The sequence below is a fragment of the Rhodobacteraceae bacterium M385 genome, from assembly GCA_025141835.1.
GTDB lineage: Bacteria > Pseudomonadota > Alphaproteobacteria > Rhodobacterales > Rhodobacteraceae > Gymnodinialimonas.
Map to the genome: position 1 here is coordinate 2,381,502 of CP081102.1, position 24,397 is coordinate 2,405,898.

At 60.8% G+C, this 24,397-nt stretch carries 28 protein-coding genes; 19 read left to right on the top strand and 9 right to left on the bottom strand.

Annotated elements, in window-relative coordinates; genetic code table 11:
• Nucleotides 1-4: 4 nt before the first annotated feature.
• Nucleotides 5-922 (top strand): lysophospholipid acyltransferase family protein, encoded by a 918-nt coding sequence (locus K3728_11580; GenBank protein ID UWQ94360.1) that lies wholly within the window; start codon nucleotides 5-7, stop codon nucleotides 920-922.
• Here the strand turns inward: K3728_11580 and K3728_11585 are convergent.
• Entirely contained in the window at nucleotides 919-1,626 is a 708-nt protein-coding gene (locus K3728_11585; protein ID UWQ94361.1) for a DUF1223 domain-containing protein, read from the bottom strand. The two genes, K3728_11580 and K3728_11585, sit on opposite strands and share 4 nt — an antisense overlap.
• Before the next feature lie 171 nt (nucleotides 1,627-1,797).
• Here K3728_11585 and K3728_11590 point away from each other — a divergent pair, with 171 nt between their 5' ends.
• A complete protein-coding gene (locus tag K3728_11590) occupies nucleotides 1,798-2,394 on the top strand; it encodes a tyrosine-protein phosphatase (GenBank protein UWQ94362.1) in 597 nt (198 codons plus the stop codon).
• A gap of 51 nt (nucleotides 2,395-2,445) precedes the next feature.
• On the opposite strand, the gene acnA is transcribed toward K3728_11590, so the two are convergent.
• Nucleotides 2,446-5,226 carry an aconitate hydratase AcnA gene (gene acnA, locus K3728_11595; protein UWQ94363.1) on the bottom strand — a complete coding sequence of 927 codons (2,781 nt, stop codon included), beginning with the start codon at nucleotides 5,224-5,226 and terminating at the stop codon, nucleotides 2,446-2,448.
• 237 nt (nucleotides 5,227-5,463) lie between these two features.
• On the opposite strand from acnA, the gene ccmA reads away from it, so the two are divergent.
• Genes ccmA through K3728_11620 form a run of 5 tightly spaced genes read left to right on the top strand, consistent with a single transcriptional unit; the run spans nucleotide 5,464 to nucleotide 8,296 of the window.
• Nucleotides 5,464-6,099 carry a heme ABC exporter ATP-binding protein CcmA gene (ccmA, locus tag K3728_11600; GenBank protein ID UWQ94364.1) on the top strand — a complete coding sequence of 212 codons (636 nt, stop codon included), beginning with the start codon at nucleotides 5,464-5,466 and terminating at the stop codon, nucleotides 6,097-6,099.
• Nucleotides 6,096-6,752 (top strand): heme exporter protein CcmB, encoded by a 657-nt coding sequence (gene ccmB, locus K3728_11605; protein UWQ94365.1) that lies wholly within the window; start codon nucleotides 6,096-6,098, stop codon nucleotides 6,750-6,752. The genes ccmA and ccmB overlap by 4 nt, the downstream gene beginning before the upstream one ends.
• A 55-nt stretch (nucleotides 6,753-6,807) precedes the next feature.
• Nucleotides 6,808-7,539: a heme ABC transporter permease gene (locus tag K3728_11610; protein ID UWQ94366.1), complete on the top strand. Its 732-nt coding sequence runs from the start codon at nucleotides 6,808-6,810 to the stop codon at nucleotides 7,537-7,539.
• Complete coding sequence (gene ccmD, locus K3728_11615; GenBank protein ID UWQ94367.1) at nucleotides 7,536-7,700, top strand: heme exporter protein CcmD; 165 nt, start codon at nucleotides 7,536-7,538, stop codon at nucleotides 7,698-7,700. Before K3728_11610 ends, ccmD begins: the two co-directional genes overlap by 4 nt.
• Before the next feature lie 14 nt (nucleotides 7,701-7,714).
• Nucleotides 7,715-8,296: a DsbE family thiol:disulfide interchange protein gene (locus K3728_11620; GenBank protein UWQ94368.1), complete on the top strand. Its 582-nt coding sequence runs from the start codon at nucleotides 7,715-7,717 to the stop codon at nucleotides 8,294-8,296.
• A 23-nt stretch (nucleotides 8,297-8,319) separates the two neighbouring features.
• Here K3728_11620 and K3728_11625 read toward each other — a convergent pair whose 3' ends face one another.
• The 3 genes from K3728_11625 to K3728_11635 form a co-directional block, all read right to left on the bottom strand.
• Nucleotides 8,320-8,817 (bottom strand): winged helix DNA-binding protein, encoded by a 498-nt coding sequence (locus K3728_11625; protein ID UWQ94369.1) that lies wholly within the window; start codon nucleotides 8,815-8,817, stop codon nucleotides 8,320-8,322.
• 104 nt (nucleotides 8,818-8,921) lie between these two features.
• The gene (locus tag K3728_11630; GenBank protein UWQ94370.1) at nucleotides 8,922-9,197 is read right to left on the bottom strand and encodes a succinate dehydrogenase assembly factor 2; all 276 of its coding nucleotides are present in this window, start codon (nucleotides 9,195-9,197) and stop codon (nucleotides 8,922-8,924) included.
• A complete protein-coding gene (locus K3728_11635; protein ID UWQ94371.1) occupies nucleotides 9,194-9,595 on the bottom strand; it encodes a helix-turn-helix domain-containing protein in 402 nt (133 codons plus the stop codon). The genes K3728_11630 and K3728_11635 overlap by 4 nt, the downstream gene beginning before the upstream one ends.
• A gap of 108 nt (nucleotides 9,596-9,703) precedes the next feature.
• Between K3728_11635 and K3728_11640 the strand changes: the two genes are divergently transcribed.
• From K3728_11640 to K3728_11655, 4 genes are all read left to right on the top strand, one after another.
• Nucleotides 9,704-10,906, top strand: a complete 1,203-nt coding sequence (locus K3728_11640) for a pyridoxal phosphate-dependent aminotransferase (GenBank protein UWQ94372.1) — start codon at nucleotides 9,704-9,706, stop codon at nucleotides 10,904-10,906.
• A 118-nt stretch (nucleotides 10,907-11,024) separates the two neighbouring features.
• Nucleotides 11,025-11,783, top strand: a complete 759-nt coding sequence (locus K3728_11645; protein ID UWQ94373.1) for an ABC transporter permease subunit — start codon at nucleotides 11,025-11,027, stop codon at nucleotides 11,781-11,783.
• A 68-nt stretch (nucleotides 11,784-11,851) separates the two neighbouring features.
• The gene (locus K3728_11650) at nucleotides 11,852-12,475 is read left to right on the top strand and encodes a methyltransferase domain-containing protein (protein ID UWQ94374.1); all 624 of its coding nucleotides are present in this window, start codon (nucleotides 11,852-11,854) and stop codon (nucleotides 12,473-12,475) included.
• Nucleotides 12,476-12,547: 72 nt separating this feature from the next.
• Nucleotides 12,548-12,964 (top strand): hypothetical protein, encoded by a 417-nt coding sequence (locus tag K3728_11655; GenBank protein UWQ94375.1) that lies wholly within the window; start codon nucleotides 12,548-12,550, stop codon nucleotides 12,962-12,964.
• Nucleotides 12,965-13,005: 41 nt separating this feature from the next.
• Here K3728_11655 and K3728_11660 read toward each other — a convergent pair whose 3' ends face one another.
• Together K3728_11660 and K3728_11665 are read right to left on the bottom strand one after the other, a co-directional pair.
• Nucleotides 13,006-13,881, bottom strand: coding sequence for a hypothetical protein (locus K3728_11660; GenBank protein UWQ94376.1), 876 nt, complete (start codon nucleotides 13,879-13,881; stop codon nucleotides 13,006-13,008).
• A gap of 103 nt (nucleotides 13,882-13,984) precedes the next feature.
• A complete protein-coding gene (locus K3728_11665) occupies nucleotides 13,985-14,383 on the bottom strand; it encodes a trigger factor (GenBank protein ID UWQ97534.1) in 399 nt (132 codons plus the stop codon).
• Nucleotides 14,384-14,488: 105 nt separating this feature from the next.
• Between K3728_11665 and purB the strand changes: the two genes are divergently transcribed.
• The 3 genes from purB to K3728_11680 all read left to right on the top strand — a co-directional run bounded on the left by purB (nucleotide 14,489) and on the right by K3728_11680 (nucleotide 17,960).
• Nucleotides 14,489-15,793, top strand: coding sequence for an adenylosuccinate lyase (gene purB / locus K3728_11670; protein ID UWQ94377.1), 1,305 nt, complete (start codon nucleotides 14,489-14,491; stop codon nucleotides 15,791-15,793).
• Between the two features lie 89 nt (nucleotides 15,794-15,882).
• Nucleotides 15,883-16,968, top strand: a complete 1,086-nt coding sequence (locus K3728_11675) for a flagellar motor switch protein FliG (protein ID UWQ94378.1) — start codon at nucleotides 15,883-15,885, stop codon at nucleotides 16,966-16,968.
• 47 nt (nucleotides 16,969-17,015) lie between these two features.
• Nucleotides 17,016-17,960 carry an alpha/beta hydrolase gene (locus tag K3728_11680; protein ID UWQ94379.1) on the top strand — a complete coding sequence of 315 codons (945 nt, stop codon included), beginning with the start codon at nucleotides 17,016-17,018 and terminating at the stop codon, nucleotides 17,958-17,960.
• Nucleotides 17,961-18,022: 62 nt separating this feature from the next.
• Here K3728_11680 and K3728_11685 read toward each other — a convergent pair whose 3' ends face one another.
• Entirely contained in the window at nucleotides 18,023-18,703 is a 681-nt protein-coding gene (locus K3728_11685) for a hypothetical protein (protein UWQ94380.1), read from the bottom strand.
• Nucleotides 18,704-18,885: 182 nt separating this feature from the next.
• Nucleotides 18,886-19,665, bottom strand: coding sequence for a gamma-glutamyl-gamma-aminobutyrate hydrolase family protein (locus K3728_11690; GenBank protein UWQ94381.1), 780 nt, complete (start codon nucleotides 19,663-19,665; stop codon nucleotides 18,886-18,888).
• A gap of 117 nt (nucleotides 19,666-19,782) precedes the next feature.
• Here K3728_11690 and K3728_11695 point away from each other — a divergent pair, with 117 nt between their 5' ends.
• From K3728_11695 to dtd, 5 genes are all read left to right on the top strand, one after another.
• Nucleotides 19,783-20,991, top strand: a complete 1,209-nt coding sequence (locus tag K3728_11695) for a cytochrome P450 (protein UWQ94382.1) — start codon at nucleotides 19,783-19,785, stop codon at nucleotides 20,989-20,991.
• A 54-nt stretch (nucleotides 20,992-21,045) separates the two neighbouring features.
• Nucleotides 21,046-21,597, top strand: a complete 552-nt coding sequence (locus K3728_11700; protein UWQ94383.1) for a cytochrome B — start codon at nucleotides 21,046-21,048, stop codon at nucleotides 21,595-21,597.
• Between the two features lie 107 nt (nucleotides 21,598-21,704).
• The gene (locus K3728_11705) at nucleotides 21,705-22,847 is read left to right on the top strand and encodes a TFIIB-type zinc finger domain-containing protein (protein ID UWQ94384.1); all 1,143 of its coding nucleotides are present in this window, start codon (nucleotides 21,705-21,707) and stop codon (nucleotides 22,845-22,847) included.
• Between the two features lie 179 nt (nucleotides 22,848-23,026).
• Nucleotides 23,027-23,956: a carbohydrate kinase gene (locus K3728_11710; protein ID UWQ94385.1), complete on the top strand. Its 930-nt coding sequence runs from the start codon at nucleotides 23,027-23,029 to the stop codon at nucleotides 23,954-23,956.
• Nucleotides 23,953-24,396, top strand: coding sequence for a D-tyrosyl-tRNA(Tyr) deacylase (gene dtd / locus K3728_11715; GenBank protein UWQ94386.1), 444 nt, complete (start codon nucleotides 23,953-23,955; stop codon nucleotides 24,394-24,396). The genes K3728_11710 and dtd overlap by 4 nt, the downstream gene beginning before the upstream one ends.
• Nucleotide 24,397 lies beyond the last annotated feature (1 nt).

Consider the following 24,397-nt stretch of genomic DNA (forward strand, 5'->3'; position numbering starts at 1 on the left):
ACCTATGTCCACCCCCGCCCCCGGACCCGGGCGCACAACGTCCGACTGGATCATTGATCGCCTTTGGCGCGGGCTGATCTGGGCCGCGCTGCGCTTGCCCCACCGGACACGGGTGGCGGCAATGGGCTGGCTGTTTCGCAGTATCTTGGGGCCGCTTACGGGCCGTTCGCGTCAGGCCGATGCGAACCTTGCAATGGTCTATCCCGATATGCCCTTGCGAGAGCGTCGCCGCATCACCCGCGCCGTTCTGGACAACGTGGGCCGTGTGGTGATGGAGAACTACGCCACCCCCTATCAAATGACCCGTGCGCTCACGTGGCAGCCTACCGGGCCCGGCTGGAGCGCTTGCGAGACGGCCCGTGCGCAGGGTCGCCCGATCCTGTTTATCTCGGGCCACTACGGCAACTACCAAGCGGGCCGCGCGGCGCTGAATGCGCGGGGGTATCAGATGGGGGGGCTCTACCGTCCGCTCAATAACGACTACCTCAACGACCATTATGTCGCCACGATTGACGATGTCGGCGGCGGCGCGTTCACCCGCGACAGACGCGGCCTTGCGGGCTTCGTGAAGCATCTGCGTTCCGGGGCGCAAGGGGCGATCCTGATCGACCAATACCTCTACGGTGGGACGATCCTTGATTTCATGGGCGTCCCTGCGCCGACCTCCCTTGCGGCGGCGGAAATGGCGTTGAAATACAACGCTTTGCTTGTGCCTATCTATTCTACGCGCTTGGAAAATGGCCTTGATTTCTCGGTCGAGCTGGAAGCCCCGATCCCCCATTCCGATGCCAAGACCATGACCCGCACCCTGAACGACAGCCTTTCCGCGCGGGTTCATGCCGCGCCCGAACAATGGTTTTGGGTTCACAATCGGTGGAAGCCCGAACGCGCGGACAAAGCCACCCAAGAGGCGCCGCGTTAGTTCAGACGCTCAGCGCCCAAAATCGGGCCATGGGAGGCGGCTTGAACGATCACCACATGGGGGATGTCGCTGGACGGCACGACTTGCGCCTCAAACTCAGCCGCGCCGGACCATTCGGCCACGACCTGCCAAGACCGCACGATGTTATGGTATTGCACCGACAGACCGGCGTTTTCGCCCCGGCTGATCGCGACCTCTTCGGCGGGGGAATAGGTCACGACTTGCACCACCATGGCGGGGGCTTGTCCCTGCCCCTCCCAGGTCGCGTGGACTTGCCAACCGTTCGGGGTTTGCGTCGCCTCGACCGAGACGGGGTCTGGCGTATTGCGATGGGCGGCAATGGCTTCGGCCACTTCCATCGCGTGGGTCCCAATCACGTGATCCACGCCACCGATCACCATCTGCGGCGTGTAAACCACAGTGGAGTGGGCGGCACGCCCATAGGCGTGCTGGCGCTGCGTGAAGGCCGCTTGCGCGAAGGTATCCTGCCAGCCGATGTAGTCCCAGTAGTCCACGTGCAGCGCCAAGGCGATCACGTCATCACGCTCGGCCAATTCAGCTAAAAACGCATCGGCGGGGGGGCAGGAAACGCACCCCTGCGAGGTGAAAAGCTCCACCACCACAGGCTCATCCGCCGATGCGGTCGTGCCAAGAGACACCACCGAAAGTGCTGCCGCGCTGAGAATCCCGAAACGATGTGTCATGTGGTTGGTCATCCGTTGAATGTCCTGTCTCGCAACAGCTATGTCATCCCTGCCCTGAACGCCAATCAAGCGTTCGCGAGATCATGTGACATAGATGTTTTCGCACCACACCAGTCCCACCGCATAAGGATCACTGGACCATGTAAGCCCGCCCATGATACCGCCGGGTGCATGACGCAGACGACGCCCCCCCTTTCCGCCCTTTCGACGTGGTTCCAATACTGGCTGAAAGACCATGGGGTTCTTCGGGCGTTCTGGCGCAATTTCCATAAGCTCGATGATGACGTGTGGCGTCACAATCACCCCAGTGCCGCCCGACTTGCGCGACTGCAAGAGATGGGGGCGGCTTCTATCCTCAGCCTGCGTGGGAAGGACTCGACCCACAGCGTCCGCGAGGCGGCGATCTGCGCCGATTTGGGACTGGAGTTCCACGCCATCGCCCTTAGGGCCGTGCAACTGCCCCGAAAGGCCGCACTGCTGGAACTGCTCGACGCGCTGCGCGATAGCCCCAAACCTATGGTCATTCACTGTAAATCCGGTGCGGATCGCACGGGGTTTGCGGCCATTGTGTACCTGCATGTCTTTAAAGGCGTCCCCCTCGCGCAAGCACGGGAACAACTGGCGATGAAATACATGCACAACCCTTTTGGGCGCGCGGGCGTGGTTAACCTGCTTCTCGACAGCTACGCCAAGGCCCATGCCGCCACCGGTATCGGGTTTGAGGCATGGGTGCGTGATGTCTATGATCCGGAAGCGCTAACCTCCTAAACGCAAACGGGGCCCCCGAAGGAGCCCCGCCTGTATTGCCATAATTGGCGTTTACTCCGCCGCGATGGGATCGCGCGCGAGGTTGCGCAGCACGTAGTGCAGAACGCCGCCGTTTTCGATGTACTCGATCTCGACGCCTGTATCGATCCGGCACTTCAGCGTGATTTCCTTCACGGAACCGTCGCCCATGGTGATCGTTGCAGGCACTTCGGCCAGCGGGGTCACACTGTCGAGCCCGTGGATCGACACCGTCTCATCCCCCTTCAGGCCAAGGGATTTGCGGGTGTCGCCACCGGTGAACTCGAACGGGATAACGCCCATGCCCACAAGGTTGGAACGGTGAATACGCTCGAACGATTCCGCGATCACGGCTTTGACGCCCAGAAGGTTTGTGCCCTTCGCCGCCCAGTCACGGGAAGACCCCGCGCCGTACTGCTCGCCACCGAAGATGACAAGCGGGGTGCCAGCATCCTGGTAGGCCATGGCCGCGTCAAAGATCGAGGTCTGCTTGCCGTCTGGCCCAAGTGTGTAGCCGCCTTCCACGCCGTCCAGCATCTCGTTCTTGATGCGGATGTTGGCGAAGGTGCCGCGCATCATGACTTCGTGGTTACCACGACGCGACCCGTAAGAGTTGAACTCGCGCACCGGCACCTGACGCTCCACCAGATACTGACCGGCAGGGTGCGTTTCTTTGAACGAGCCCGCAGGAGAGATGTGGTCCGTCGTGATCATGTCACCCAACAACGCCAGCACTTTCGCGCCTTCGATGTTCTCGATCTTCTTGGTGTCCATGGTCATGCCTTGGAAGTAAGGCGGGTTCTGGATGTAGGTGGACGCCGCTGGCCAATCGTAGGTTTCCTGCTTGGGAACCTCGACGCCCTGCCACTTCTCGTCGCCCTCAAAGACCGACGCGTACTTCTCTTGGAAGGCTTTGCGCGTGACTGTCTTTTCGACCAATTCCGCGACTTCCTGCGTCGTGGGCCAGATGTCCTTCAGGTAAACGTCGTTGCCGTCCTTGTCCTTGCCGAGCGAGTCCTTGGTCAGGTCGACATTCATGTCACCAGCCAGCGCATAGGCCACAACCAGCGGCGGCGATGCCAGATAGTTGGCGCGAACGTCCGGGCTGATCCGGCCCTCAAAGTTGCGGTTGCCCGACAAAACGGAGGTCGCAATGATGTCACCCGCGTTCACGGCGTCCGACAGTTCTTTCTGGATCGGGCCGGAGTTGCCGATGCAAGTTGTGCAACCGTAGCCGACAAGGTTGAAGCCGATGGCGTCCAGATCGTCCTGCAATTCAGCCGCTTCCAGATAGGCCGAAACCACCTGAGAGCCGGGCGCGAGAGATGTTTTGACCCAAGGCTTCCGCGTCAGGCCCAATGCGCGCGCTTTGCGCGCCACAAGGCCCGCGCCGATCATCACGTAGGGGTTCGACGTGTTTGTGCACGACGTGATCGAAGCGATGACGATTGTACCGTCGTGGATCGTGTAGTCTTCGCCCGCAACTTTGGCGCGCTTGTGCTTGCCCTCATCGCCGGGGATCGTGCGGGGCGCTGGTTGCCCCCCCTCGTCGGTCCACTCTGCCTTGTCTTCTTGGTCGGCGGACCATTCAGGGCGCTGGCCGGAAATGTATTCGCCAAAGACCTTGGACGCTTCTGTCAGGGCAACGTAATCCTGCGGCCGTTTGGGGCCCGAGATCGCAGGCACGATGGTGCCCATGTCAAGGTGAAGCGTGTCGGTGTAGACAGGCGCGTAATCGTCGCCGCGCCAGAAACCGTTCTCCTTGGCGTAGGCTTCGACCAGCGCGATGCGGTCCTCGTCCCGGCCCGTGGTGCGCAGGTAGCGCAGGGTTTCGCCGTCGATCGGGAAGAAGCCACAGGTCGCGCCGTATTCGGGCGCCATGTTGGCGATCGTCGCGCGGTCGGCCAGCGGCAGGCTATCAAGTCCCTTGCCGTAGAACTCCACGAATTTGCCCACAACGCCGCGTTCGCGCAGCATTTCAACGACTTTCAACACGAGGTCGGTGCCGGTTGTGCCTTCCATCATCGCGCCAGTCAGCTCGAAGCCGACGACCTCAGGGATCAGCATGGAAATCGGCTGGCCCAGCATCGCGGCCTCAGCCTCGATCCCGCCAACGCCCCAACCCAGAACGGCGGCGCCGTTAACCATTGTCGTGTGGCTGTCGGTGCCCACAAGCGTGTCAGGATAGGCGACTTCTTCGCCGGACTGGTCCGTATCGGTCCAAACGGTCTGCGACAGGTATTCCAGGTTCACCTGGTGGCAGATGCCGGTGCCGGGGGGCACAACGCGGAAGTTGTTAAACGCGGTCTGGCCCCACTTAAGGAACGTGTAACGCTCCATATTGCGCTCATACTCGCGGTCCACGTTCATCTGGAACGCGCGCGGGTTGCCGAATTCGTCGATCATGACCGAGTGGTCGATGACCAGATCAACAGGGTTAAGGGGGTTAATCTTTTGCGGATCACCACCCAGGGCCTTGATGCCATCACGCATGGCGGCAAGGTCAACCACGGCGGGAACGCCGGTGAAATCCTGCATCAAAACGCGGGCGGGGCGGTAGGCGATTTCGCGGGGGTTCTTGCCGCCCTTGGTTGCCCATTCGCTGAACGCCTTAATGTCGTCCACGGAAACGGTCTTGCCGTCCTCAAACCGCAGCATGTTCTCCAGCACCACTTTCAGGGCGGCGGGCAGTTTGGAGAAATCGCCAAGGCCGGCGGCCTCTGCGGCGGCGATCGAGTAATAGGCGACCGACTGGTCCCCGACGGTCAATGTCTTTCGGGTCTTGGATGAATCGTGGCCAACGGTGATGGGCATAAAGCGGCTCCTGTCCGGTGTGTGCTGCGAAGGTCTTGTCACGGGTGCATGTGCCACCTCTGCCGCATGTAAACAAGCGGTCAAAAGGTCCCTGCGACAATTTTTGTATGCAATTGCATACATTCCGGCACCCCCAAGGTCCATAAGCAATCCGATTGGGCGATTTAAGGAAAAAGGCAACTCATGTGCCCCTCTGTCCCCCTTCCCCGTTCGCACCAAACCCGTTACCGAAAGAGAATGGTCTTAACCGTCACCGATCTAGCCTGCGCCCGTGGGCCTGCCCAAGTCCTTGCGGGCGTGTCCTTTTCCCTCGCGGCAGGAGAGGCGCTTATCTTGCGTGGTCCCAATGGCGCGGGGAAAACCACCCTGCTGCGCACCCTAGCGGGCCTGACCCCGCCCCTTGCCGGCACCATTACCCAAGCAGAGGACTCCATCGCCTATGCCGGCCATGCGGATGGATTGAAGTCACAGCTTTCCGTGCAAGAAAATCTGATGTTTTGGGCCGGGATATTTGGACGCTCGGATATCGAACCCGCCCTTGCTGCCTTCGCCCTGCACCCTCTTGCTGATCGCCCTGCCGGAGAGCTTTCTGCCGGACAGAAACGCCGCCTGTCCTTAGCCCGCCTCCTGGTCACGGGCCGCTCGATCTGGGCGCTGGACGAACCGACAGTCTCCCTTGATACCGAGAACACCGCCCGCTTTGCCTCTGCCGTAGAGGCGCATTTGCGCGACGGCGGCGCGGCCATCATCGCCACCCATATCGACCTTGGCTTGCCGACCGCGCGCACCCTGGACATCACGCCCTTCATCGCCAAAGGTCTTCCCGCAAGCGATCCCTTCGCCGATGACCCGTTCTTGGGAGAGGCGTTGTGATTGCATTGCTGAAGCGCGACCTCACTCTCGCCTTCCGGGCGGGGGGCGGCTTTGGTCTAAGCCTTGCGTTTTTCCTAGTCTTCACCGCCCTTGTCCCCTTGGGGATTGGGCCGGAAACCGCGCGCCTGTCCGAGATTGCGGCAGGCCTTTTGTGGCTTGGGGCCTTGCTGGCGTGCCTTTTGTCGTTGGACCGCATCTTTCAACTGGATTGGGAGGATGGCACGCTGGACCTGATCGCCACCTCCCCCCTACCGTTGGAGGCCGCCGCCGCCGTGAAAGCGCTGGCCCATTGGCTGACGACCGGCTTGCCGCTGGTGGCAGTGGCCCCGGTTCTGGCCCTTTTGCTGAACCTGCCCGGCGCTGCTTATCCTTGGTTAATAGCCTCTCTGGCGGTGGGCACCCCGGCCCTGTCGGCCATCGGCACCTTCGGGGCCGCACTGACCGTAGGGATTAAGCGCGGCGGGCTCCTCCTGTCGTTGCTGGTCCTGCCGCTTTACGTGCCGACGCTGATCTTTGGGGCGTTGACGGTGACCCGCGGGGCGCAGGGGTTGGACGCCGCCGCGCCGCTGTTTCTATTGGCCGGGATCACCCTTGGAGCCTGCGCGATTTTGCCCTTCGCGGCGGCCAGCGCCCTCCGCGTCAATCTGCGCTAGCTTTGCGTCCGAACGCCCCATTGTGACCCGCTGACACCCCGCCTATGTTCCGCCCATGTCCTCGATCTGGGAATACGCGAACCCGCGACGGTTCATGGCAACCTCTGGGGCGCTTCTGCCTTGGATTTCTGCATTGGCCGCGCTGTTTTTGGTGGGTGGGCTGATCTGGGGTTTCTTCTTTACTCCCAATGACTTCCGCCAAGGCTCGACGGTCAAGATCATCTACATCCATGTGCCCGCCGCGATCATGGCGACCTCGGCTTGGTTCATGATGCTGGTCGCCTCTATCATCTGGGTTGTGCGCCGCCATCACGTCAGCGCCTTGGCGGCCAAAGCGGCCGCGCCGGTGGGTATGGTCTTCGCATTGATCGGCCTATTGACCGGGGCGGTTTGGGGCCAACCAATGTGGGGCACTTGGTGGGAATGGGACCCGCGCTTGACCGCGTTCCTGATCCTGTTCCTGTTCTATCTGGGCTATATTGCCCTGTGGGAGGCGGTCGAAAACCCCGATGCGGCGGCTGATCTGACCTCGGTCCTGTGCCTTGTGGGGACGGTGTTCGCGGTCATCTCGCGCTATGCGATCTTGTTCTGGAACCAGAGCCTGCATCAGGGCGCGTCGCTGAGCATGGATGCCGAAGAAAACGTCGCCGATGTTTTCGCCTATCCGCTGTGGACCTGTATCGGCGGGTTTTTCCTGTTGTTCGTGGCGCTCGTCCTGTTTCGCACTCGAACTGAAATCCGCGCTCGACGGCTGAAGGCTCTGATCGCACAGGAGCAAATGGCTTGATGGTTGATCTTGGACAATATGCCGTGCCGGTTCTGGCAGCTTACGGTGGGACGATATTATGCCTTTGTGCGCTGATCGCTGCCTCCGTGGCCCGTTCGCGTCGGGTTGCAAGACGCTTGGCCGAGGTTGAGGCCCGCAAAGCATCGGGACGTCCGTCTTGAAACTCAACTGGTTAATGATCCTTCCGCTGGCGCTGACCGCCAGCTTTTTCGGAATTGCCGGCTGGCAGTTGATGAACAATCAAGACGCTCAAACCGCGGGCATTGACACACAAGCCCTGCCGTCGCCGCAGGAAGGCCACCCTGCCCCGCCTCTTGATCTGGAGCTGGTGCCCGGAACCCCGCTTCTGACCCGCGATGCCCTAGAGGGCGAAGATCTGGTCATCCTGAATTTTTTCGCCTCTTGGTGTCCCCCTTGCCGAGCCGAGCACCCGACCCTGACCGCTTTGGCCGAGGCCGGCGTGCCGCTTTACGGTGTCAACTATCGTGACCGAGAGGTTCAGGCCCTGTCGTTCCTTGAAGAACTGGGCAACCCCTACGACCTGATCGGCGCCGATCCCGCCGCCCGCAATGGCCGGGATTGGGGTGTCGTGGCGATGCCGGAGACATTCTTTATCAATACCGACGGCGTTATTGTCCTACACTTTCGCGGCCCCATCGTGCGCCGATCGCTCGACAATCAGGTCCGCCCCGCCTTGGCAGAGGCAGGATACACGCTGCCCGAGCTTCCGCCGCTTACTCCAATTGAGTCAAACTAAGCGCGCAGCATCGGGGCGCGACCCTAGTAGATGTAGCGAATTTGATCGGACCAGAAGCGTTCGATCCGCTTAAGGGAATGGTTCAGCCGATCCACGCCATCGGCGTTTAGCACGCCTTGCTTTTCAAGCCCTTCTGAATGGCGCTCAAACAGGCCATCCACGGTGTCACGCACATGGCGGCCCTTTTCCGTCAGACGCACCCGGACTGAGCGGCGGTCAATCTCGCACTTCTGGTGATGCATGTAGCCCATATCGACCAACTTCTTGAGGTTATAGCTGACGTTGGACCCCTGATAGTAACCGCGCGATTTCAGCTCCCCTGCGGTGACTTCATTGTCGCCTATATTGAACAACAACAGCGCTTGGACGGCGTTGATATCAAGCACCCCCAAGCGTTCGAATTCATCTTTTATCACGTCGAGGAGCAGCCGATGCAATCGCTCCACCATCGCGAGGGATTCAAGATAGCCTGCCAAGAAACCCGCTTGGGTCGGCGAGGCAAGAGGCGCATGCATACTCATAATTTTTGGCTCCGCAATCACTGCTTTCTCCGTAGATTCGGGGAAAAACACGAACATTCCGTTAAACCAGAAAAATTATTTGATCTGAGCACCTTACAAGAAGGCTATGCCCCACGCCCCAGAGTTGGTCGCATATCCTCACCGATGCGAGTGACCATCTCAGACACCTCTGCCGGTGCCTCAGCCTGCCCCGAAACCCACTGATAAAGGTCGTGGTCAGACTCGGCCATCACCGCCTCAAACGCATCCAGCGTGGCATCATCGGCCTGGGCCAGATTGCGGTCGGCCCACCCGCCAAGGATCAGGTCCATCTCCTTGATGCCCCGGTGCCATGCCCGCAGGCGCAGGCGCTTCAGGCGGGTTTCGCGCGGCTCGCTCATGGGTTGCCAAGCGCGGCACGCAGGCGCTTCTCTATCCGGCCCATCCGCTCGGCCAAGTTGACCTGTTCCTGCCGCATCTGCCGCAGATCGATCAGGATTTTCTCAACGTCCGCATCCACGGGTTGGGTCAATTCCGGGCTGTCCAGCCCCTCACCCTGCCCCGCCAGCAGCCACATCATCGACACCCCCAGAATGCCAGACAAGGTGCCCAATTTGTTGGCCCGAGGCTCGGACTGGTCGTTTTCCCAGCCGCGGATCGTCTTTACTTTTACGCCCAATCGCTTGGCCAATTCGGGCTGTGTCAGCCCTGCGGCCTCGCGCGCGCCGGTGACGCGATCTCCGAAGGTCGTGGTCTCCGCATCGAACCAAGTGGTTCCGTCGTTTGACTGGTCGTCCATTGGAATGTCTCTCCTAGAGGTTGATCGCGCCGATAGGCCGCTCTATGCACCTATTACCTGCAATATAGCCCGATCTTAGCGGGCTCCATCCCCAAAGGACGCGACACGATGCCCTTCCTTTCCGACACGCTTGCCCGGGTGAAACCATCTCCCACGATTGCCGTCTCCAACCTCGCTGCCGAGCTGAAGGCTCAGGGCAAGGACGTGATTGGCCTTGGCGCGGGTGAGCCCGATTTCGACACCCCCGAAAACATCAAAGCCGCCGCTAAAGCCGCGATTGATGCCGGCAAGACGAAATACACGGCCGTTGATGGGATTGCAGAGCTGAAACAAGCGATCGTTGCCAAGCTCAAGCGCGATAATGATCTGGAATACACCACCGCACAGGTCACCGTAGGCACCGGCGGCAAACAGATCCTGTATAACGCGCTGATGGCGACCCTGAACGCGGGGGATGAGGTGATCATTCCCGCCCCTTACTGGGTATCCTACCCCGATATGGTTCTGCTGGCGGGTGGCGAGCCTGTGTTTGTCGAAGGGCCCTCCCAGACCGGCTACAAGATCACTGCCGAGCAGTTGGAAGCCGCGATTACGCCGAAAACCAAGTGGTTCATCTTCAACTCCCCCTCCAACCCCACGGGCGCGGGCTATACGGCGGAAGAGTTAAAGGCGTTAACCGATGTGCTTTTGCGCCATCCCCATGTGTGGGTGATGACGGACGACATGTATGAGCACCTTGTCTACGACAACTTTGAATTCGCCACCCCCGCGCAGGTTGAACCCAAGTTGATGGACCGCACGTTGACCTGCAACGGCGTCTCCAAGGCCTATGCGATGACCGGCTGGCGTATCGGCTACGCCGCGGGCCCTGATGAGCTGATTAAAGCGATGCGCAAAGTGCAGTCGCAATCCACGTCGAACCCTTGTTCGATCAGCCAATGGGCCGCTGTAGAGGCGCTGAACGGGCCGCAGGATTTCCTGGCTCCCAATAACGAAACCTTCGCCCGTCGCCGCGATCTGGTGGTGAAGATGCTGAACGAGGCCGAGGGCATCAATTGCCCAACGCCTGAAGGCGCCTTCTACGTCTACCCCTCGATCCACGGCTGCATTGGCAAGACCTCTGCCGGGGGCACGAAGATCGACACGGATGAAACCTTCGCCAAAGCGCTGTTGGAAGAAAACGGCGTGGCCGTGGTCTTCGGCGGCGCGTTCGGCCTATCGCCCGCGTTCCGCGTATCTTACGCCACCTCGGACGAGAACTTGGTCGAGGCCTGCACGCGCATCCAGAAATTCTGCGCCGCGCTGACGTAATGCCGTAGGGCGGGCTTAAGCCCGCCATTGCCGCATCAATTGGGCGTCCCGCTTGGGGCGCCTTTTTCGTAGCCCTATCGCGCTTGTCTCTGCCCCTGTCGCGCTGTAGGCCCGTGCCATGCAGCGCGCCCGTTTCCGTGATCATCTGATCCTCATCCTAGGCTGTGCCCTCATGCTGGGGCCGCCAGCGTTGCTGTTGATCCAAGGCTTCTCGATCTCCTCCATCTCGACCCTTTTGGAACCTTCCAACTCGCGGCCGAACCTGATCCAATTGGTCACAACCTCTCTTGTTATTGCCGCAGGCGTGGCCCTTATCAAAACGGCGACCTCGCTTTTGGCGGCCTTCGCATTGGTCTTCTTTCGGGTCCCCGGCGCGGGTTTCATCTTTTCCCTGATCCTGCTGCCCCTGTTTTTGCCGATCGAATCGCGGATCATGCCTACAATCCTTGTGACCGACGCCCTCGGGCTGCTGAACACCTACACGGGATTGATCCTGCCGATCACCGCCACGGGCCTTGGCACCCTGATCCTGCGGCAACAATTGATGCAGCTTCCACCCGAAGTGATCGAGGCCGCGCGACTGGATGGCGCCGGGCCCCTGCGCGTGTTCTGCGACATCATTGTGCCGCTGAGCCTGCCAATCATTGCAGCACTTCTGGCGTTCTTCTTCGTTTTGGGGTGGAACCAATACCTCTGGCCGATGATCGCCTCCCCCTCAGCGCCGGACCGCGCCACTGTGGTCAGCGGCATTGCGTTGCTGCGCGCAGGCTCTCCGGCATCGCTGACGCTGGCGGTTATTGCCATGGTGCCACCGCTAATCGTGTTCATCTTCGCGCAGCGGTGGATCGCCAAGGGTCTTGCGCCGATCCGGGCCTAGACGGGAGTGATTTCCCCGTGTTGTTTAGAGGACTAGCCCCGTAAGCTGATGGCCAAAGGAGCGATTTCATGACCTCTTCCGCTACGTTCTGGGACAAAGCCGCGCCCAAATACGCCACCAGCAAAATCTCGGACCCAGAGGGCTACCGCGCCACGTTAGAGCGGACAATCGCGCATCTGTCGCCCACCGATCACCTGCTGGAAATCGGCTGTGGCACCAGTTCCACCGCGCTGGAACTGGCGGGCCATGTGGCCCATATCACTGCGATCGATATCTCTCCCGCAATGATCGATATCGGGCGCGAAAAAGCTGCTGAGGCTGGCATTGAGAACATCACCCTGATTGCAGGCGAAGCCGATGATCCGGCCGTGTTTGCCAACGGCCCCTTCGACGGAGTCCTTGCCCTCAACATCCTGCATTTGCTACCAAATCAGACTGAGGTATTGGCGGCAATTCATGCCAATATGAAGCCGGGCGGGCTGTTCATCTCTAAGACCGCCTGTCTGGGGGAGAAGTGGTTTTTCAAGCCCTTGGTCAGCATCATGGCCGTGTTCGGCAAAGCGCCTTTTGTGCGTCACCAGCGGATTTCGCAGCTGCAAAAGACCATCCAGGACGCCGGGTTTGAGGTGGTGGAAGAGACCACTCAGCCCGGAACCCCGCCGCGCCTTTACATGATCGCGCGGCGCGTTTAGCCCTGCGCCTTGACGTCCGAACCTATTGCCGGAACAGTCGCCGTACCGAAATAAAGCCGGAACAGGCCCACGATGACCGATCTTCCCGAATATTATTTCCGCATCCGCGAAAACGGCGCCGCGGTGTTTCGGGTCTCGACCGAGAACCGTCAGCGCCGGATTGAGATGGACGAAATCGCCGTGGTCAACATCCGCAATGGCAACGTCAAACCCCACGGCGACCATGTCCTGAATGCGGAAGAGACCGCCGTTATCGCAGAGTGGATGGAAGAGCGTCGCGCCGTCCTGAAAGACCGCGATATCGACGATATCCACCGGGCGATAGATTATCTCAACCTCACCACCCACTGGGCCAACAGTCGGGCCGAGGATGAGGATCTTGAAGACGTGACAGACCGCCTCTTGCTGGCCATGCACGACCTGCGCAGCGTTTTGGTGCGCAAAAAGGCGGACCGGATCATGGCAGCGGCAAAGGCTGAAGAGGGCTAAGGCAACGCCGCCCCAGCCCTTTTGTTAAACCTCTGACAAGCCTATTGAACCGTTAGCGTATAGCCCGTTTGCCCCGCGACGGGCTGGATCATTTCCCGGCAATTGCCGGGACCGTCGGTCGCCATCCACACATGGCCGGGATCGGTATTGAAGGAAATCTGTTCGCCGGGGTTCATACCGCCCATGTCGACGGGCACGCCGTTGGTATCGACCCACAACAATCCCCGAAACAGGCCGCTTTCGTTGGTGAAGGTCAGCACATTGCTTTGCCCCGTATTGCGCGAGGCGACCCGACCGAAGTTATCGCAAGACAAAAAACCATCCTGCGCCCCGATGGGGGCCGAGGGGCGCAGCCCGCTTTCCGGTGTTAGCGTGTCGATCTGATCGCAATCGGCCAGAAACGGCCCAAGGGTGTCGGGCCCGTTGCCCGTGAGCGTAAAGCCCCCGCGCCCACCGACCCGCTCAAATTGTACGGTGTTGCTGCCCGCAATGACCAGCCACGCGGGGTCAGACATCTCGAGCACCAGTTCGATCCCGGACACGCCGAATTCCGCATCCGTGCCCACCACACTGCCGTCCACGTCAACGACGCGCCCATCATCGGCACGCACCCGCAGGGTCGCGACAGAATCCTCGGCCAGCCCCTCGATATCAGCCCCGACCTGAAGCGCCACCAATGGCCCCTGCGCGCCGATAAAACACTGCCCCGTGATGGCGACGTCATCGGTTTCCGGCACGCCGTAGGTCACGGCAAAGAACGTATCAAACACGTTGTCGCTCACCTGCGAGAAGCGCGTCCACACATGGCCAGAAATATTGGGACCAAGATCAGGTGTAAGGGCACCGCCCTGCTGCGCCGTGGCGGTCAACGGCAGGTTCAAGGCAGCAAGAATGGCGGTCGCGAGGAGGAAGCGCATGAAGGAAACTCCGGGAAAAAGGTAAAGGGTCAACTAAGACACCGTCACCGAGGCCCGATTTTATTGCAAGCGGCGGCTTTCCCGCCGTCGCAGGCGCGAAAAATCAAATGCGGGTGAAGGTGGTGTCCAAAAGCATGTCTTTGCGCGGGCCGGTGACCCGCCACAAGGTCGAGAATGCATCCCTTCCCTTGAATGAATAGCGCACGCGGTAGGTGTCAGGCGGGCAATCGTGCAGGGCTTCCTTGCCCTCCTCGGGGACGGTGTGAAACGGGCGACCATCGTCGAAAAATACCGCCAATTCAGCCCCTTGGGACCGCCACAGGTAGCGCCGCGTCGCCTGCATCGGCGCTGCCGCGCCGTAACGAAGCACCCCCTGCTCAACCTGCTCAAGCCCGCCCTCGATAGGTCGCCACGCGGCCTCCCCCTCAAAGCGCCCGGTCAAATCAGCACGGTAATCGGTAATGACACGCGACAGCTGCCAACGCCCTTTCAGCGCATCCAGTCCTATCATTTGCCCGCGCCCCCTGCTGCCAATCGCCCCACCGGGTTGCTCCCCTTGCTTCAGCCTCGTATCAGACAGCCGAAATCTCTCGTGAAAGGCAAGCCCATGATCCCCCGCTATTCCCGTCCCGAAATGGTCGCCATCTGGGAGCCCGCCACGAAGTTCCGCATCTGGTACGAGATCGAGGCCCACGCCTGCGACGCCCAAGCTGATCTGGGCGTGATCCCGCGCGAAAATGCCGACGCTGTGTGGAAGGCCAAAGACGTTGAATTCGACGTCGCCCGCATTGATGAGATTGAGGCCGTGACCAAGCACGATGTGATCGCCTTCCTGACCCATCTGGCCGAACATGTGGGCAGCGAAGAAGCGCGTTTTGTGCATCAGGGCATGACCTCGTCCGACGTTCTGGACACTTGCTTGAACGTGCAACTGGTGCGCGCCGCTGACATCCTTCTGACCGATATGGATGCGCTTTTGGCGGCCCTGAAAAAGCGTGCGATGGAACATAAGATGACGGTCCGCGTGGGTCGGTCCCACGGTATCCACGCCGAGCCCACCACCATGGGTCTGACGTTTGCCCGTTTCTACGCCGAGATGGATCGCAACCGCACCCGTCTGGTGCAGGCCCGCGAAGAAATTGCAACCGGCGCGATTTCCGGCGCAGTGGGCACCTTCGCCAACATCGACCCCGCCGTTGAGGCCCACGTCTGCGAGAAACTGGGCCTGATCGCAGAGCCGATCTCCACCCAGGTCATCCCCCGCGACCGCCACGCGATGTTCTTCGCGACCCTGGGCGTGATCGCGTCTTCTATCGAGAATGTGGCGACAGAGATCCGCCACATGCAGCGCACGGAAGTTCTTGAAGGGGCGGAGTTTTTCTCGGTCGGGCAAAAGGGCTCTTCCGCGATGCCGCACAAGAAAAACCCGGTCCTGACCGAGAACCTGACCGGCCTTGCGCGGTTGGTGCGCATGGCCGTGGTGCCCGCGATGGAGAACGTGGCGCTGTGGCATGAACGCGATATTTCGCATTCCTCTGTGGAACGTTCCATCGGACCCGACGCGACAGTGACCCTTGATTTCGCCCTGCATCGTTTGACCGGTGTCATCGATAAGATGCTGATCTTCCCCGAAAACATGATGGACAACATGAACAAGTACCCCGGTCTTGTGATGTCCCAACGGGTGCTTTTGGCGCTGACGCAAGCAGGCGTTTCCCGCGAAGACGCCTATGCCATGGTGCAGCGCAACGCCTTGAAAGTATGGGAAGAACGCACTGACTTCCGCGAGGAACTGCTGGCGGATGAGGCCGTTGTAGCAGCCCTTGGCGTGGACGGGATCGAAGAGAAATTCGACCTTGGGTATCACACCAAGCACGTGGACACGATTTTTGCCCGCGTATTCGGCGAATAACGCAATTGCTTGACGGCGAACGTCGCGCACTAACCGATCCTTAATGCTTTGGCTCTACTGATCCTAATGGGTGATGAGAAAGGGCCAATATGGAAGTGCTGCGCGACGTTCACGGCAATTCGCCTTCGCTATCGCTAGATGGCGTGGCCAATGGCGGTGCGGGGATGATCGATGTCACCCCCAAACGCATGGGCCAGCAGCAAAAAGCGGCTGTGATCGTGCGGCTATTGCTGGGGCAAGGCGTATCACCGGGCGTGCAGAAACTGGCGCCACATCACCAAACGCGGCTTGCTCATATCATCTCGGAACTTGGGAATATTGATCGCCAGACCTTGGCGGCGGTGGTGCGAGAATTCACGGATCGGATCGACAATCTGGCGCTCAGCTTTCCCGATGGGCTTGGTGAAACGATTGATCTTCTGGAACCTCACCTTGGCGAAGACGCGCTAAGCGCGCTGCGCTCGGCGGCTGCTAATAGCGATGGCAACGACCCGTGGGTACGGATCGCGAAGCAACCGGTGGAGCGGCTCTCTCCGCTGATGGAAAGCGAAAGCGCTGAAGTTTGCGCCGTGCTTTTGTCAAAGCTGACCGTCGCCAAGGCGGCGGCGCTTCTGGCGGAAGTTCCCGAAGACAGGGCCCAAATCCTTGCCCATACCGTTGCGCTGACCGAAACGATCTCACCCGATCTGGTGGTCCGCATTGGCGCCGATATCGCCGCGATACTGGACGCGGTGCCGCCGCAAGCATTCTCCAAAACCGCTGCCGAACGGGTGGGTGCGATCCTGAACTCCACCCCGCAAGCGGCCCGCGACAAAATGCTAGAAGGATTGAACGACAAGGACGCGCTCTTCGCCAAGGAAGTGCGCAAATCCATCTTCTCGTTCAACCATATCCCGGAACGCGTCGAACCAGGCGATGTGCCGATCATCGTGCGTAAAGCGGATGCGCAGTCGATCATCGTGGCATTCGCGGCGGGGCTTTCAACAGCACCTCTCTCGGTGGAATTCCTTTTGGAGAATATGTCAAAGCGCTTGGCCGAGCAGATGCGCGATGAGGCCGAGGGGCTTGGCGCCCCGAAGCCAGAGGAAGGCGAAGCCGCGATGTCTGATTTGGTCTCCACCATTCGCGACTTGGCGGATCAGGGGGAAATCACGCTGCTGCCGCCGCCTGAATAAGCGCGCCTGCCGCCCGGTCTGACAAGCAACGTTACGACAGGGGGATTGTGAAAAAGGCCCCGGGCGGCAAAGATCAGGCCAACCGGAACACGCCAAGGGGCCTGAACGCGATGCAACTGACACTTACTGACCGCTTCTGGCGGGCCATGGCACGCTATGTTGACCGCACCGCTTTGCGCCTCATCCCCTCGCAACCCATTCTTCGCAAGCTATTTTCCCTCACCGCAAGGATGGGGGCCGCACTGCCCAAGGGCACGGCAGTAACCGAAAAAGCCGACGGCAGCTTGCACATCCTTCCAACCGGTGTCGCCCCGGATGCCCCGGTCCTTTTGTACCTGCACGGTGGCGGCTTCACCATTGGCAGCCCTCGCACCCACGCCGCGTTGGTGGCCCATTTGGCCGCTGCATCCGGGCTTCGCGCTGTCGTCCCGAAGTACCGCCTTGCGCCAGAACACCCCTTCCCCGCGGCCAAACTTGACGCCATCGCGGGGTTTGACGCTTTGGTTCAGGCCCGAACGCCGCCGGTCGCCATCTGCGGTGACAGTGCGGGCGGTTGTCTGACCTTGCAGGTGGCTTGTCATGCCCGCGACAGTGGTGCGCCGATGCCAAAGGCGCTCGGCCTGCTGGCCCCGATCGCCGATCTGTCGGGCGAGGTCGAAGCGCGTTTCGCAGAGGCGGAGGATGAAATCCTGATCCCGCCATCGTGGCCCGAGCGCATAAAAGACGTCTACTTACCGGGGATGGACCGCGACAGCGCAGAGATCTCGCCCCTGTCTGATGACCTCACCAACTTGCCCCCAACCCTGATCCAAGCCGCCACCGGAGAGGCCTTGGTTCAAGACGCCAAGCGGCTGCTCGACGCGATGGATGACGCCACGCTCGACTTGTGGCCCGGCTTGCCCCACGTCTGGCAACTGCACGCCGGAAAAGCCCCCGCCGCCGATGCCGCCATCGCGAAGATAGGTGCATTTCTGGCAGCCAAAGTCGCGTGACCTCCGCCGCAGCGCTTGCCCCTAGCCATGGGCCAGAGGCAAGACTTAGTGCCTTGATTTTACTAGTGGAAAGAATAGCTCCGCGGCCATTCTCCATAATCTGACGAGACAACACCATTGCGCTCGGACCCGCCGTAGTTCGGCTGTGATCCCAAAATGCGCACCGTCACGACTCCGCCCGTCGCCGCCGCGATGTGCCCGCGATGGGCCGCTGCCGCGCAAATTGCGCTGTCAGAGGTGTAGACATCCGTGCCCCAAACCGAACCGCCGCCAAGGCTATCGGCGGGACAAGCAAGTGAAATGACCTCTCCCACCGCACTCGCGACGCCTAGGGAATCCGCACTGTCGCCCCAAGCGATCTGCCGGACACCGCCGCCAAGGGGCGTCGCGCCAGTGATCTGGAAGCTTGCGCTCCATGGTCCGTAATCCGATGAAGTTACACCATTTTGTGCCGATCCGGGGTAGGAATCCAGCCCAGGCACCTGGCGGAAATCAACCAGCCCGCCCTGGTTGTGGGCGATCCAGCCATAGTGCACGGCCGCGGTGCAAATGGAGCTGTCAGAGGTATAGGTGCCGGTGCCCCAGACCGAGCCGAACGGCCCGTTCGGCGCGCATTCCACCTGCCCTGTCGCCCCCGCGCCCGTCGCCCCAAGGGAGATCAAATTGGCGTTCCAATCGGCCCATGCGGGGCTGGAAAGCAGCAAGGTCGCGGCAACGCTGGTCTTCAAAAAGTTGGAGATCATCGGAGAGCCTTTCAAAATTCTTCACATAAATTCAATGAACCACACGCAAATCGCGCGTACAGCCTGCGGGGCACGTGAAAGCAAACCCCGTATCCAAGCCACAGCCATTCATGGCCGCAATCTTGCCCGAACGCCGCGCGATCAGGCAACAAAAATTTTGAATGTTGATGAAGCGCCGAGCGCTAAGCCACGTCACTTACTGTCACGGGCATTCTGCCGGCGGCCCAAGCAGCGGCGGCCTCACCGAAGGCAGAAAACAGCGGGCGAGACACCGGATCGTCGGCGGCCCGATACTCGGGGTGCCACTGAACCGACAGGGTAAATCCGGGGGCGTCGGCGATATAAATCGCCTCGGGCGTGCCATCGGGGGCATGGCCATCAATCACCACACGGGGGCCCGCTTTCTTGATCCCTTGGCCGTGCAGCGTGTTGGTCATCACCTCTCGGGCGCCCATCAAACGGTGGAACGGCCCGCCCTCGGTGAAGGTCACTTTGTGGCGCAGCTCAAACTTTTCCTCAATCGTGCCGTCTGGGGGCATCCGATGGTTCATCCGGCCCGGCAGATCACGGATTTCAGGATAGAGTGACCCGCCCATGGCGACGTTAACCTCTTGAAAGCCCCGGCAAAGTCCAAGGATCGGTTGCCCCCGTTCGACGCAGGCGCGGATCAACGGCAAGGTCAGTGCGTCCCGATCCCTGTCCATGGTGCCGTGCGCTTCGGTATAATCTTCACCGTATTCTTCGGGGTGCACATTGGGCCGCCCGCCGGTGAAAACAAAGCCCGCACAGGTCGCCAATAGCGACTCGAAATCCACGAATTCGGGGTTGGAAGGCACGATCAACGGCAAGCCGCCCGAGACTTCTGCCACGGCTTCCGAGTTCATTATGCCGCCCGCATGGGTCGCATATTGATCGTTGATAAGGTGGTGGTTGCCGATAATGCCAATGACGGGGCGGGTCATGTTGCTTCCAGAATTGTGCTATACTGCCTATCTAACGAGGAGTTGGCGCAAGGAAAAGGCGCTTGCCCGCGCAGTCACTGTCGCAAGGGCGCACGGACCAACAAAACGGAGGGCGCGATGATTTATAAGCTGAATGATCCAGCGTTCCTGTCTGATCCGACCAAACAATTGGCACAGATGCGATCCGAGGGGCCGTTGGTTCGGGTAAAAATCCCGGTGATTGGCACCATATGGATGACAACCACCGATGAAGCCGCCCGCAAACTCTTGAAATCACCGGAGCTTTTCCGCCGCGATCCGGCCCCGATCACCGGCAAATCTCTTGCGCGGCGGTTCTGGTGGATGCCGTCCGCGATCAAGCCGATGCTTAACACGATGATTGTGCAGGATGATCCGGACCACCGTCGCCAAAGGCGGTTGGTCGAACTGGCTTTCGCGCGCACCAGCATTGAAGATTTGCGTCCGAAGATTGAGACGATGGCGGAAAACTTGCTGGACGCCTTGCCCGCAAGCGGTTCGGTTAACATCATTAACCACTACACGCGCCCCCTGCCCTTTCTGGCGATCTGCGCTTTGCTTGGCGTCCCCGAGGCCACCCATGCCCGATTGACCGCCCGCATTGCGCCGCTCAGCTCTGTGACCAATCCAATTCGGGCGTTCTTCGCCATGATGCGTTTGAAGGGCGTCCATAAGGAGTTTCGGGCGCTGTTTGCCGCGGCCCAATCCGCGCCCCCCGGTCCCGACCTGATCTCGGCCCTTGTCCATGCCGAAGAAGACGGCACCCGGTTGAGCGACGGGGAACTGCTTTCCATCGTAATGCTCCTGTTTCTTGCGGGCCATGAAACCACGGTGCATTTGATTAACGTCGCGATCGTTGCGATGGCCGAGGATGCGACCCTGAGCGCGCAATTCCGCGACGCGCCCGATGGCCGCCATCTGATGATCGAGGAATTCCTCCGCTTCTATTCCCCGGTGATGATGACCAAAGCGATGTTCGCGGCGGAAGATACCAGTGCCCTCGGCACCCCAGTGAAGAAGGGTGACATGATTTCAGCGCTACTGATTGGCGCGAACCACGACCCCGCCCGCGTTTCTTGCCCAGGCACGCTTCGGGCTGACCGTAAGCCCAACGCGCATCTCGGGTTCGGCTTTGGCCCCCACGTCTGCCTAGGGATGCAATTGGCAAGGATCGAGGCAAGCGTCGCGTTAAATGCGCTGTTGCGCCGCTATCCCACGCTGTCCCTTGCAGAGCCGCCGAAGTGGCTCAACCGGCCGGGCCTGCGCGCGTTCAGCAAGGTTACCCTTGCCTTGCCACCCAAGGCTTAACCCTTTCCAATCGAGAAAACCGCGCTACCTCTTGCCCCCCATGAGAGCGCCCCGATGCCCCAGCCGCCCCTTCGCCTTCCGAACCGCCGCACGCGCCTGAAGCTGCTGCACTGGGGAATCATCCCGTTTTTCATCTGGTTTATTTTCGCAGATCCCGACGCGCTGCGCAGGTTGGGCCCGGGATGGTTTCAACTACACTCGATAAATGGGCTGATCTTCGTGACCCTCGCCCTTGTGTGGACGGTATCGCACCTCTGCAGGGGGCTGGCCTCGCGCCCCGGCCCCAAGCTGCCGCCCCGCGCCCGAGCGCTCCATCCGGTTTTGCATAAGAGCTTGATATGGGGCCTGTTTTGCGTGGCCCTGACAGGGTTTGGGTTGGGGTTAACCTCGGCTGTGATGCTCCGGGCGGGGGGTGTCTTGCCCATCGCGCCGCCGTTGGATTTACCCGAGGCCCACCGTGTCGTGTCGTGGGTCCATGTCTATCAGTTCTACGGGCTGGCTTTGATCGCAATCCTGCACGCGGGCTTCCATATCTGGCGCCACGTCTATCTGCGCGACAATGCGTTGCGGATCATGGCCCCCAAGGCGCTGCACCGGTTTTTGTAACGGCAATGCCTGCACGGCTCTGCCAAGCGGCGGTTTTCCCTGCTTGAATCTGTCTGCAACTCGCAAGACACTGGGGCCATCACGCATTCCACCGGAAGACCTTTCCCATGTCCGATACCTTCGATAGCACGCCCGAGTCCGCCCGCCCCGAGGATGAGCACCGTTTCCCATGCTCTAACTGCGGCTCTGACATGCGATTTGCCCCAACCGAAGGGAAAATGATCTGCGATCACTGTGGCAACGAAGAACCGATCGAGGTCGAAGACGGCCCTTGGAACGGCGAGTCTGCTGGCGAAGGCTCTGCCCTTGTGGAGAACGATTTCGAAGCGGCCTTGCGCGGCGAAGTTGATGCCGCCGAGATGGAAGAAACCCGCGTCTCGGCCTGCCCCTCTTGCGGGGCGCAGGTGCAGTTTGACGGGGCCGATCACAGCCAGGAGTGCCCTTTCTGCGCGACGCCAGTGGTGGCGGATACGGGCACCCATCGCCACATCAAGCCCAAGGGGCTCGTACCGTTCCAACTGACCGAGCGCGAGGCGAAAAAGGCCATGAACGATTGGCTTGGCGGGCTGTGGTTCGCCCCCGGCGGACTGAAGGAATACGCCCGAAAAGAAAGCAGCCTGGACGGGATTTATGTGCCTTATTGGACATATGATGCCGACACGAATACCAGCTATCGCGGCCAGAAGGGCACGGCCTATTACGTGACGGTGCAAGGCCCCGATGGAAAGCCCCGGCAGGAACGTCGCATCCGTTGGACCCGCGCGTTCGGGCGGGTTAGCCGGTTCTTTGACGATATCCTCGTGCTGGCCTCCAAATCGCTGCCCAAACGCTACACCGACGCGCTGGCCCCTTGGGATCTGAGCGCGCTGGCGGAATATCGGCCCGAGTTCCTGTCGGGCTTTCGCGCCGAAGGTTATACAGTCGAGCTGGACGAAGGCATGGTTGAGGCACGGGCGATTATGAATGCCCAGATCGAACGCGACATTCGCCGCGACATCGGCGGGGATGCCCAGAAGATCGACGCGATGAATACCCATGTGGATGACGTGACCTTCAAGCACATCCTGCTGCCCGTCTGGATCGCCGCCTATAAGTATCGCGACAAAAGCTATCGTTTCGTGGTGAACGCCCAAAGCGGCAAGGTGCAGGGCGAACGCCCCTACAGCTGGGGCAAGATCGCGCTGGCCGTTATTGGTGCCATCGTGATCGCGGGCGCCGTTCTGTACGGTCTGGAGCTGATGGACCGCTGATCTCGTTGCGATAGGCGAACGGCTTATCCGCAGGGCGTCTTCGCCGTTATAATCCGCGCCGGCGAAGACGCTGCGCGGATGAGCCGTTTGGCCATTGTCGTGCGATTGCGGTAACAACAGGCTTCCCCCACGGGCCTGTTACCGCTAACACTCACCCGCAACCAAGATGGAGAGACCCCATGATCCTGTGCGCTGGCGAAGCCCTGATCGACATGCTGCCCCGTCAAACCGAGGCCCACGAGGCCGCCTTTGCGCCTTACCCCGGCGGCTCGGTTTTTAACACGGCAATTGCTCTCTCTCGTCTTGGGACGCAGACCGAGTTCTTTTCGGGCCTTTCTACCGACCTTTTCGGGGAACGCCTTGATGGGGTGTTGATGGCCAACGGTGTCGGCAGCGCGCTGGCCCACCGCAACGACCGCCCCACAACGCTGGCCTTTGTGACGCTCACCGAAGGTCAGGCCAGCTACGCATTCTACGACGAAAACACCGCTGGAAGAATGCTGACAGAGGCCGACCTGCCCACCATCCCGGACGCGGCCAAAGCCTGCTTCTTTGGCGGTATCTCCCTTGCTGTGGAACCCTGCGCCGACGCCTACGCCGCGTTGATCCAACAAGCCCACACGCAAAACCGTGTCGTAATGATCGACCCCAACATCCGTCCCGGCTTCATCGCCGATGAGGACCGCTTCCGCGCCCGGCTCGATCAAATTCTGGCCCATTCCGATATTATCAAAGCCTCCGACGAGGATCTCCGTTGGCTTCTCGGGGACCATTCCCTACCGGTTCTGGCCGAGCAACTGCGCGCCAAAGGCCCTTCCATCGTGCTCATCACCCAAGGCTCCGACGGTGTCACCGCCTTCTATGATGGCGGCGACATCCACGTCGATGCCAACAAGGTTCAGGTCGTGGACACAGTGGGCGCGGGCGACACATTCAACGCGGGCGTTCTGGCCGGGCTTGATGATGCGGGAGCGTTGGATAAAGACAAGATCGTCAGTGGGTTGGACGAAGATACCCTTCGGGCCGCGCTGACCCTTGGGGTGCGGGCCTCGGCTGTCACCGTCACCCGTGCGGGCGCCAATCCCCCGCGCCGGGATGAGCTTTTGTGAGAGCGCTTCTTCAGCGCGTCCATGAAGCGCGGGTCGAGGTGGACGGCGCAGTGGTCGGCCAAACCGGTCCCGGTCTGCTGATCCTGCTTTGCGCCATGGAAGGCGACACGCAGGCCGACGCCGAAAAACTGGTGACCAAGATTTCCAAGGTGCGGATATTCAAAGATGACGCGGGCAAAATGAATCGCTCGCTCATTGATGTGGGCGGCGGGGCGCTGGTTGTCAGCCAGTTCACGCTGGCCGCCGATACCTCCCGTGGGAACCGCCCCGGATTTTCCGCCGCCGCCGCCCCGCAGGTCGGAGAGGCACTGTATCTGCACGCCGCCGAGTGTTTCCGCAGCCTCGGAATTGCCACGGAAACCGGCGTTTTCGGCGCGGATATGGACGTTCACCTGATCAACGACGGCCCCGTCACCATCTGGCTGGATACCGCCGCCTAAC

Bases quoted from the DNA above. Each gene is read 5' to 3' on its own strand.
- K3728_11660 (UWQ94376.1), bottom strand. From the start codon at position 13,881: ATGCGCTTCCTCCTCGCGACCGCCATTCTTGCTGCCTTGAACCTGCCG.
- purB (UWQ94377.1), top strand. From the start codon at position 14,489: ATGATCCCCCGCTATTCCCGTCCCGAAATGGTCGCCATCTGGGAGCCC.
- K3728_11590 (UWQ94362.1), top strand. From the start codon at position 1,798: ATGACGCAGACGACGCCCCCCCTTTCCGCCCTTTCGACGTGGTTCCAA.
- K3728_11610 (UWQ94366.1), top strand. From the start codon at position 6,808: ATGTCCTCGATCTGGGAATACGCGAACCCGCGACGGTTCATGGCAACC.
- acnA (UWQ94363.1), bottom strand. From the start codon at position 5,226: ATGCCCATCACCGTTGGCCACGATTCATCCAAGACCCGAAAGACATTG.
- K3728_11695 (UWQ94382.1), top strand. From the start codon at position 19,783: ATGATTTATAAGCTGAATGATCCAGCGTTCCTGTCTGATCCGACCAAA.
- K3728_11625 (UWQ94369.1), bottom strand. From the start codon at position 8,817: ATGAGTATGCATGCGCCTCTTGCCTCGCCGACCCAAGCGGGTTTCTTG.
- K3728_11675 (UWQ94378.1), top strand. From the start codon at position 15,883: ATGGAAGTGCTGCGCGACGTTCACGGCAATTCGCCTTCGCTATCGCTA.
- K3728_11705 (UWQ94384.1), top strand. From the start codon at position 21,705: ATGTCCGATACCTTCGATAGCACGCCCGAGTCCGCCCGCCCCGAGGAT.
- K3728_11685 (UWQ94380.1), bottom strand. From the start codon at position 18,703: ATGATCTCCAACTTTTTGAAGACCAGCGTTGCCGCGACCTTGCTGCTT.
- K3728_11640 (UWQ94372.1), top strand. From the start codon at position 9,704: ATGCCCTTCCTTTCCGACACGCTTGCCCGGGTGAAACCATCTCCCACG.
- K3728_11585 (UWQ94361.1), bottom strand. From the start codon at position 1,626: ATGACACATCGTTTCGGGATTCTCAGCGCGGCAGCACTTTCGGTGGTG.
- K3728_11700 (UWQ94383.1), top strand. From the start codon at position 21,046: ATGCCCCAGCCGCCCCTTCGCCTTCCGAACCGCCGCACGCGCCTGAAG.
- K3728_11650 (UWQ94374.1), top strand. From the start codon at position 11,852: ATGACCTCTTCCGCTACGTTCTGGGACAAAGCCGCGCCCAAATACGCC.
- K3728_11580 (UWQ94360.1), top strand. From the start codon at position 5: ATGTCCACCCCCGCCCCCGGACCCGGGCGCACAACGTCCGACTGGATC.
- K3728_11655 (UWQ94375.1), top strand. From the start codon at position 12,548: ATGACCGATCTTCCCGAATATTATTTCCGCATCCGCGAAAACGGCGCC.
- K3728_11630 (UWQ94370.1), bottom strand. From the start codon at position 9,197: ATGAGCGAGCCGCGCGAAACCCGCCTGAAGCGCCTGCGCCTGCGGGCA.
- K3728_11620 (UWQ94368.1), top strand. From the start codon at position 7,715: ATGATCCTTCCGCTGGCGCTGACCGCCAGCTTTTTCGGAATTGCCGGC.
- ccmA (UWQ94364.1), top strand. From the start codon at position 5,464: ATGGTCTTAACCGTCACCGATCTAGCCTGCGCCCGTGGGCCTGCCCAA.
- K3728_11710 (UWQ94385.1), top strand. From the start codon at position 23,027: ATGATCCTGTGCGCTGGCGAAGCCCTGATCGACATGCTGCCCCGTCAA.
- K3728_11635 (UWQ94371.1), bottom strand. From the start codon at position 9,595: ATGGACGACCAGTCAAACGACGGAACCACTTGGTTCGATGCGGAGACC.
- K3728_11690 (UWQ94381.1), bottom strand. From the start codon at position 19,665: ATGACCCGCCCCGTCATTGGCATTATCGGCAACCACCACCTTATCAAC.
- K3728_11645 (UWQ94373.1), top strand. From the start codon at position 11,025: ATGCAGCGCGCCCGTTTCCGTGATCATCTGATCCTCATCCTAGGCTGT.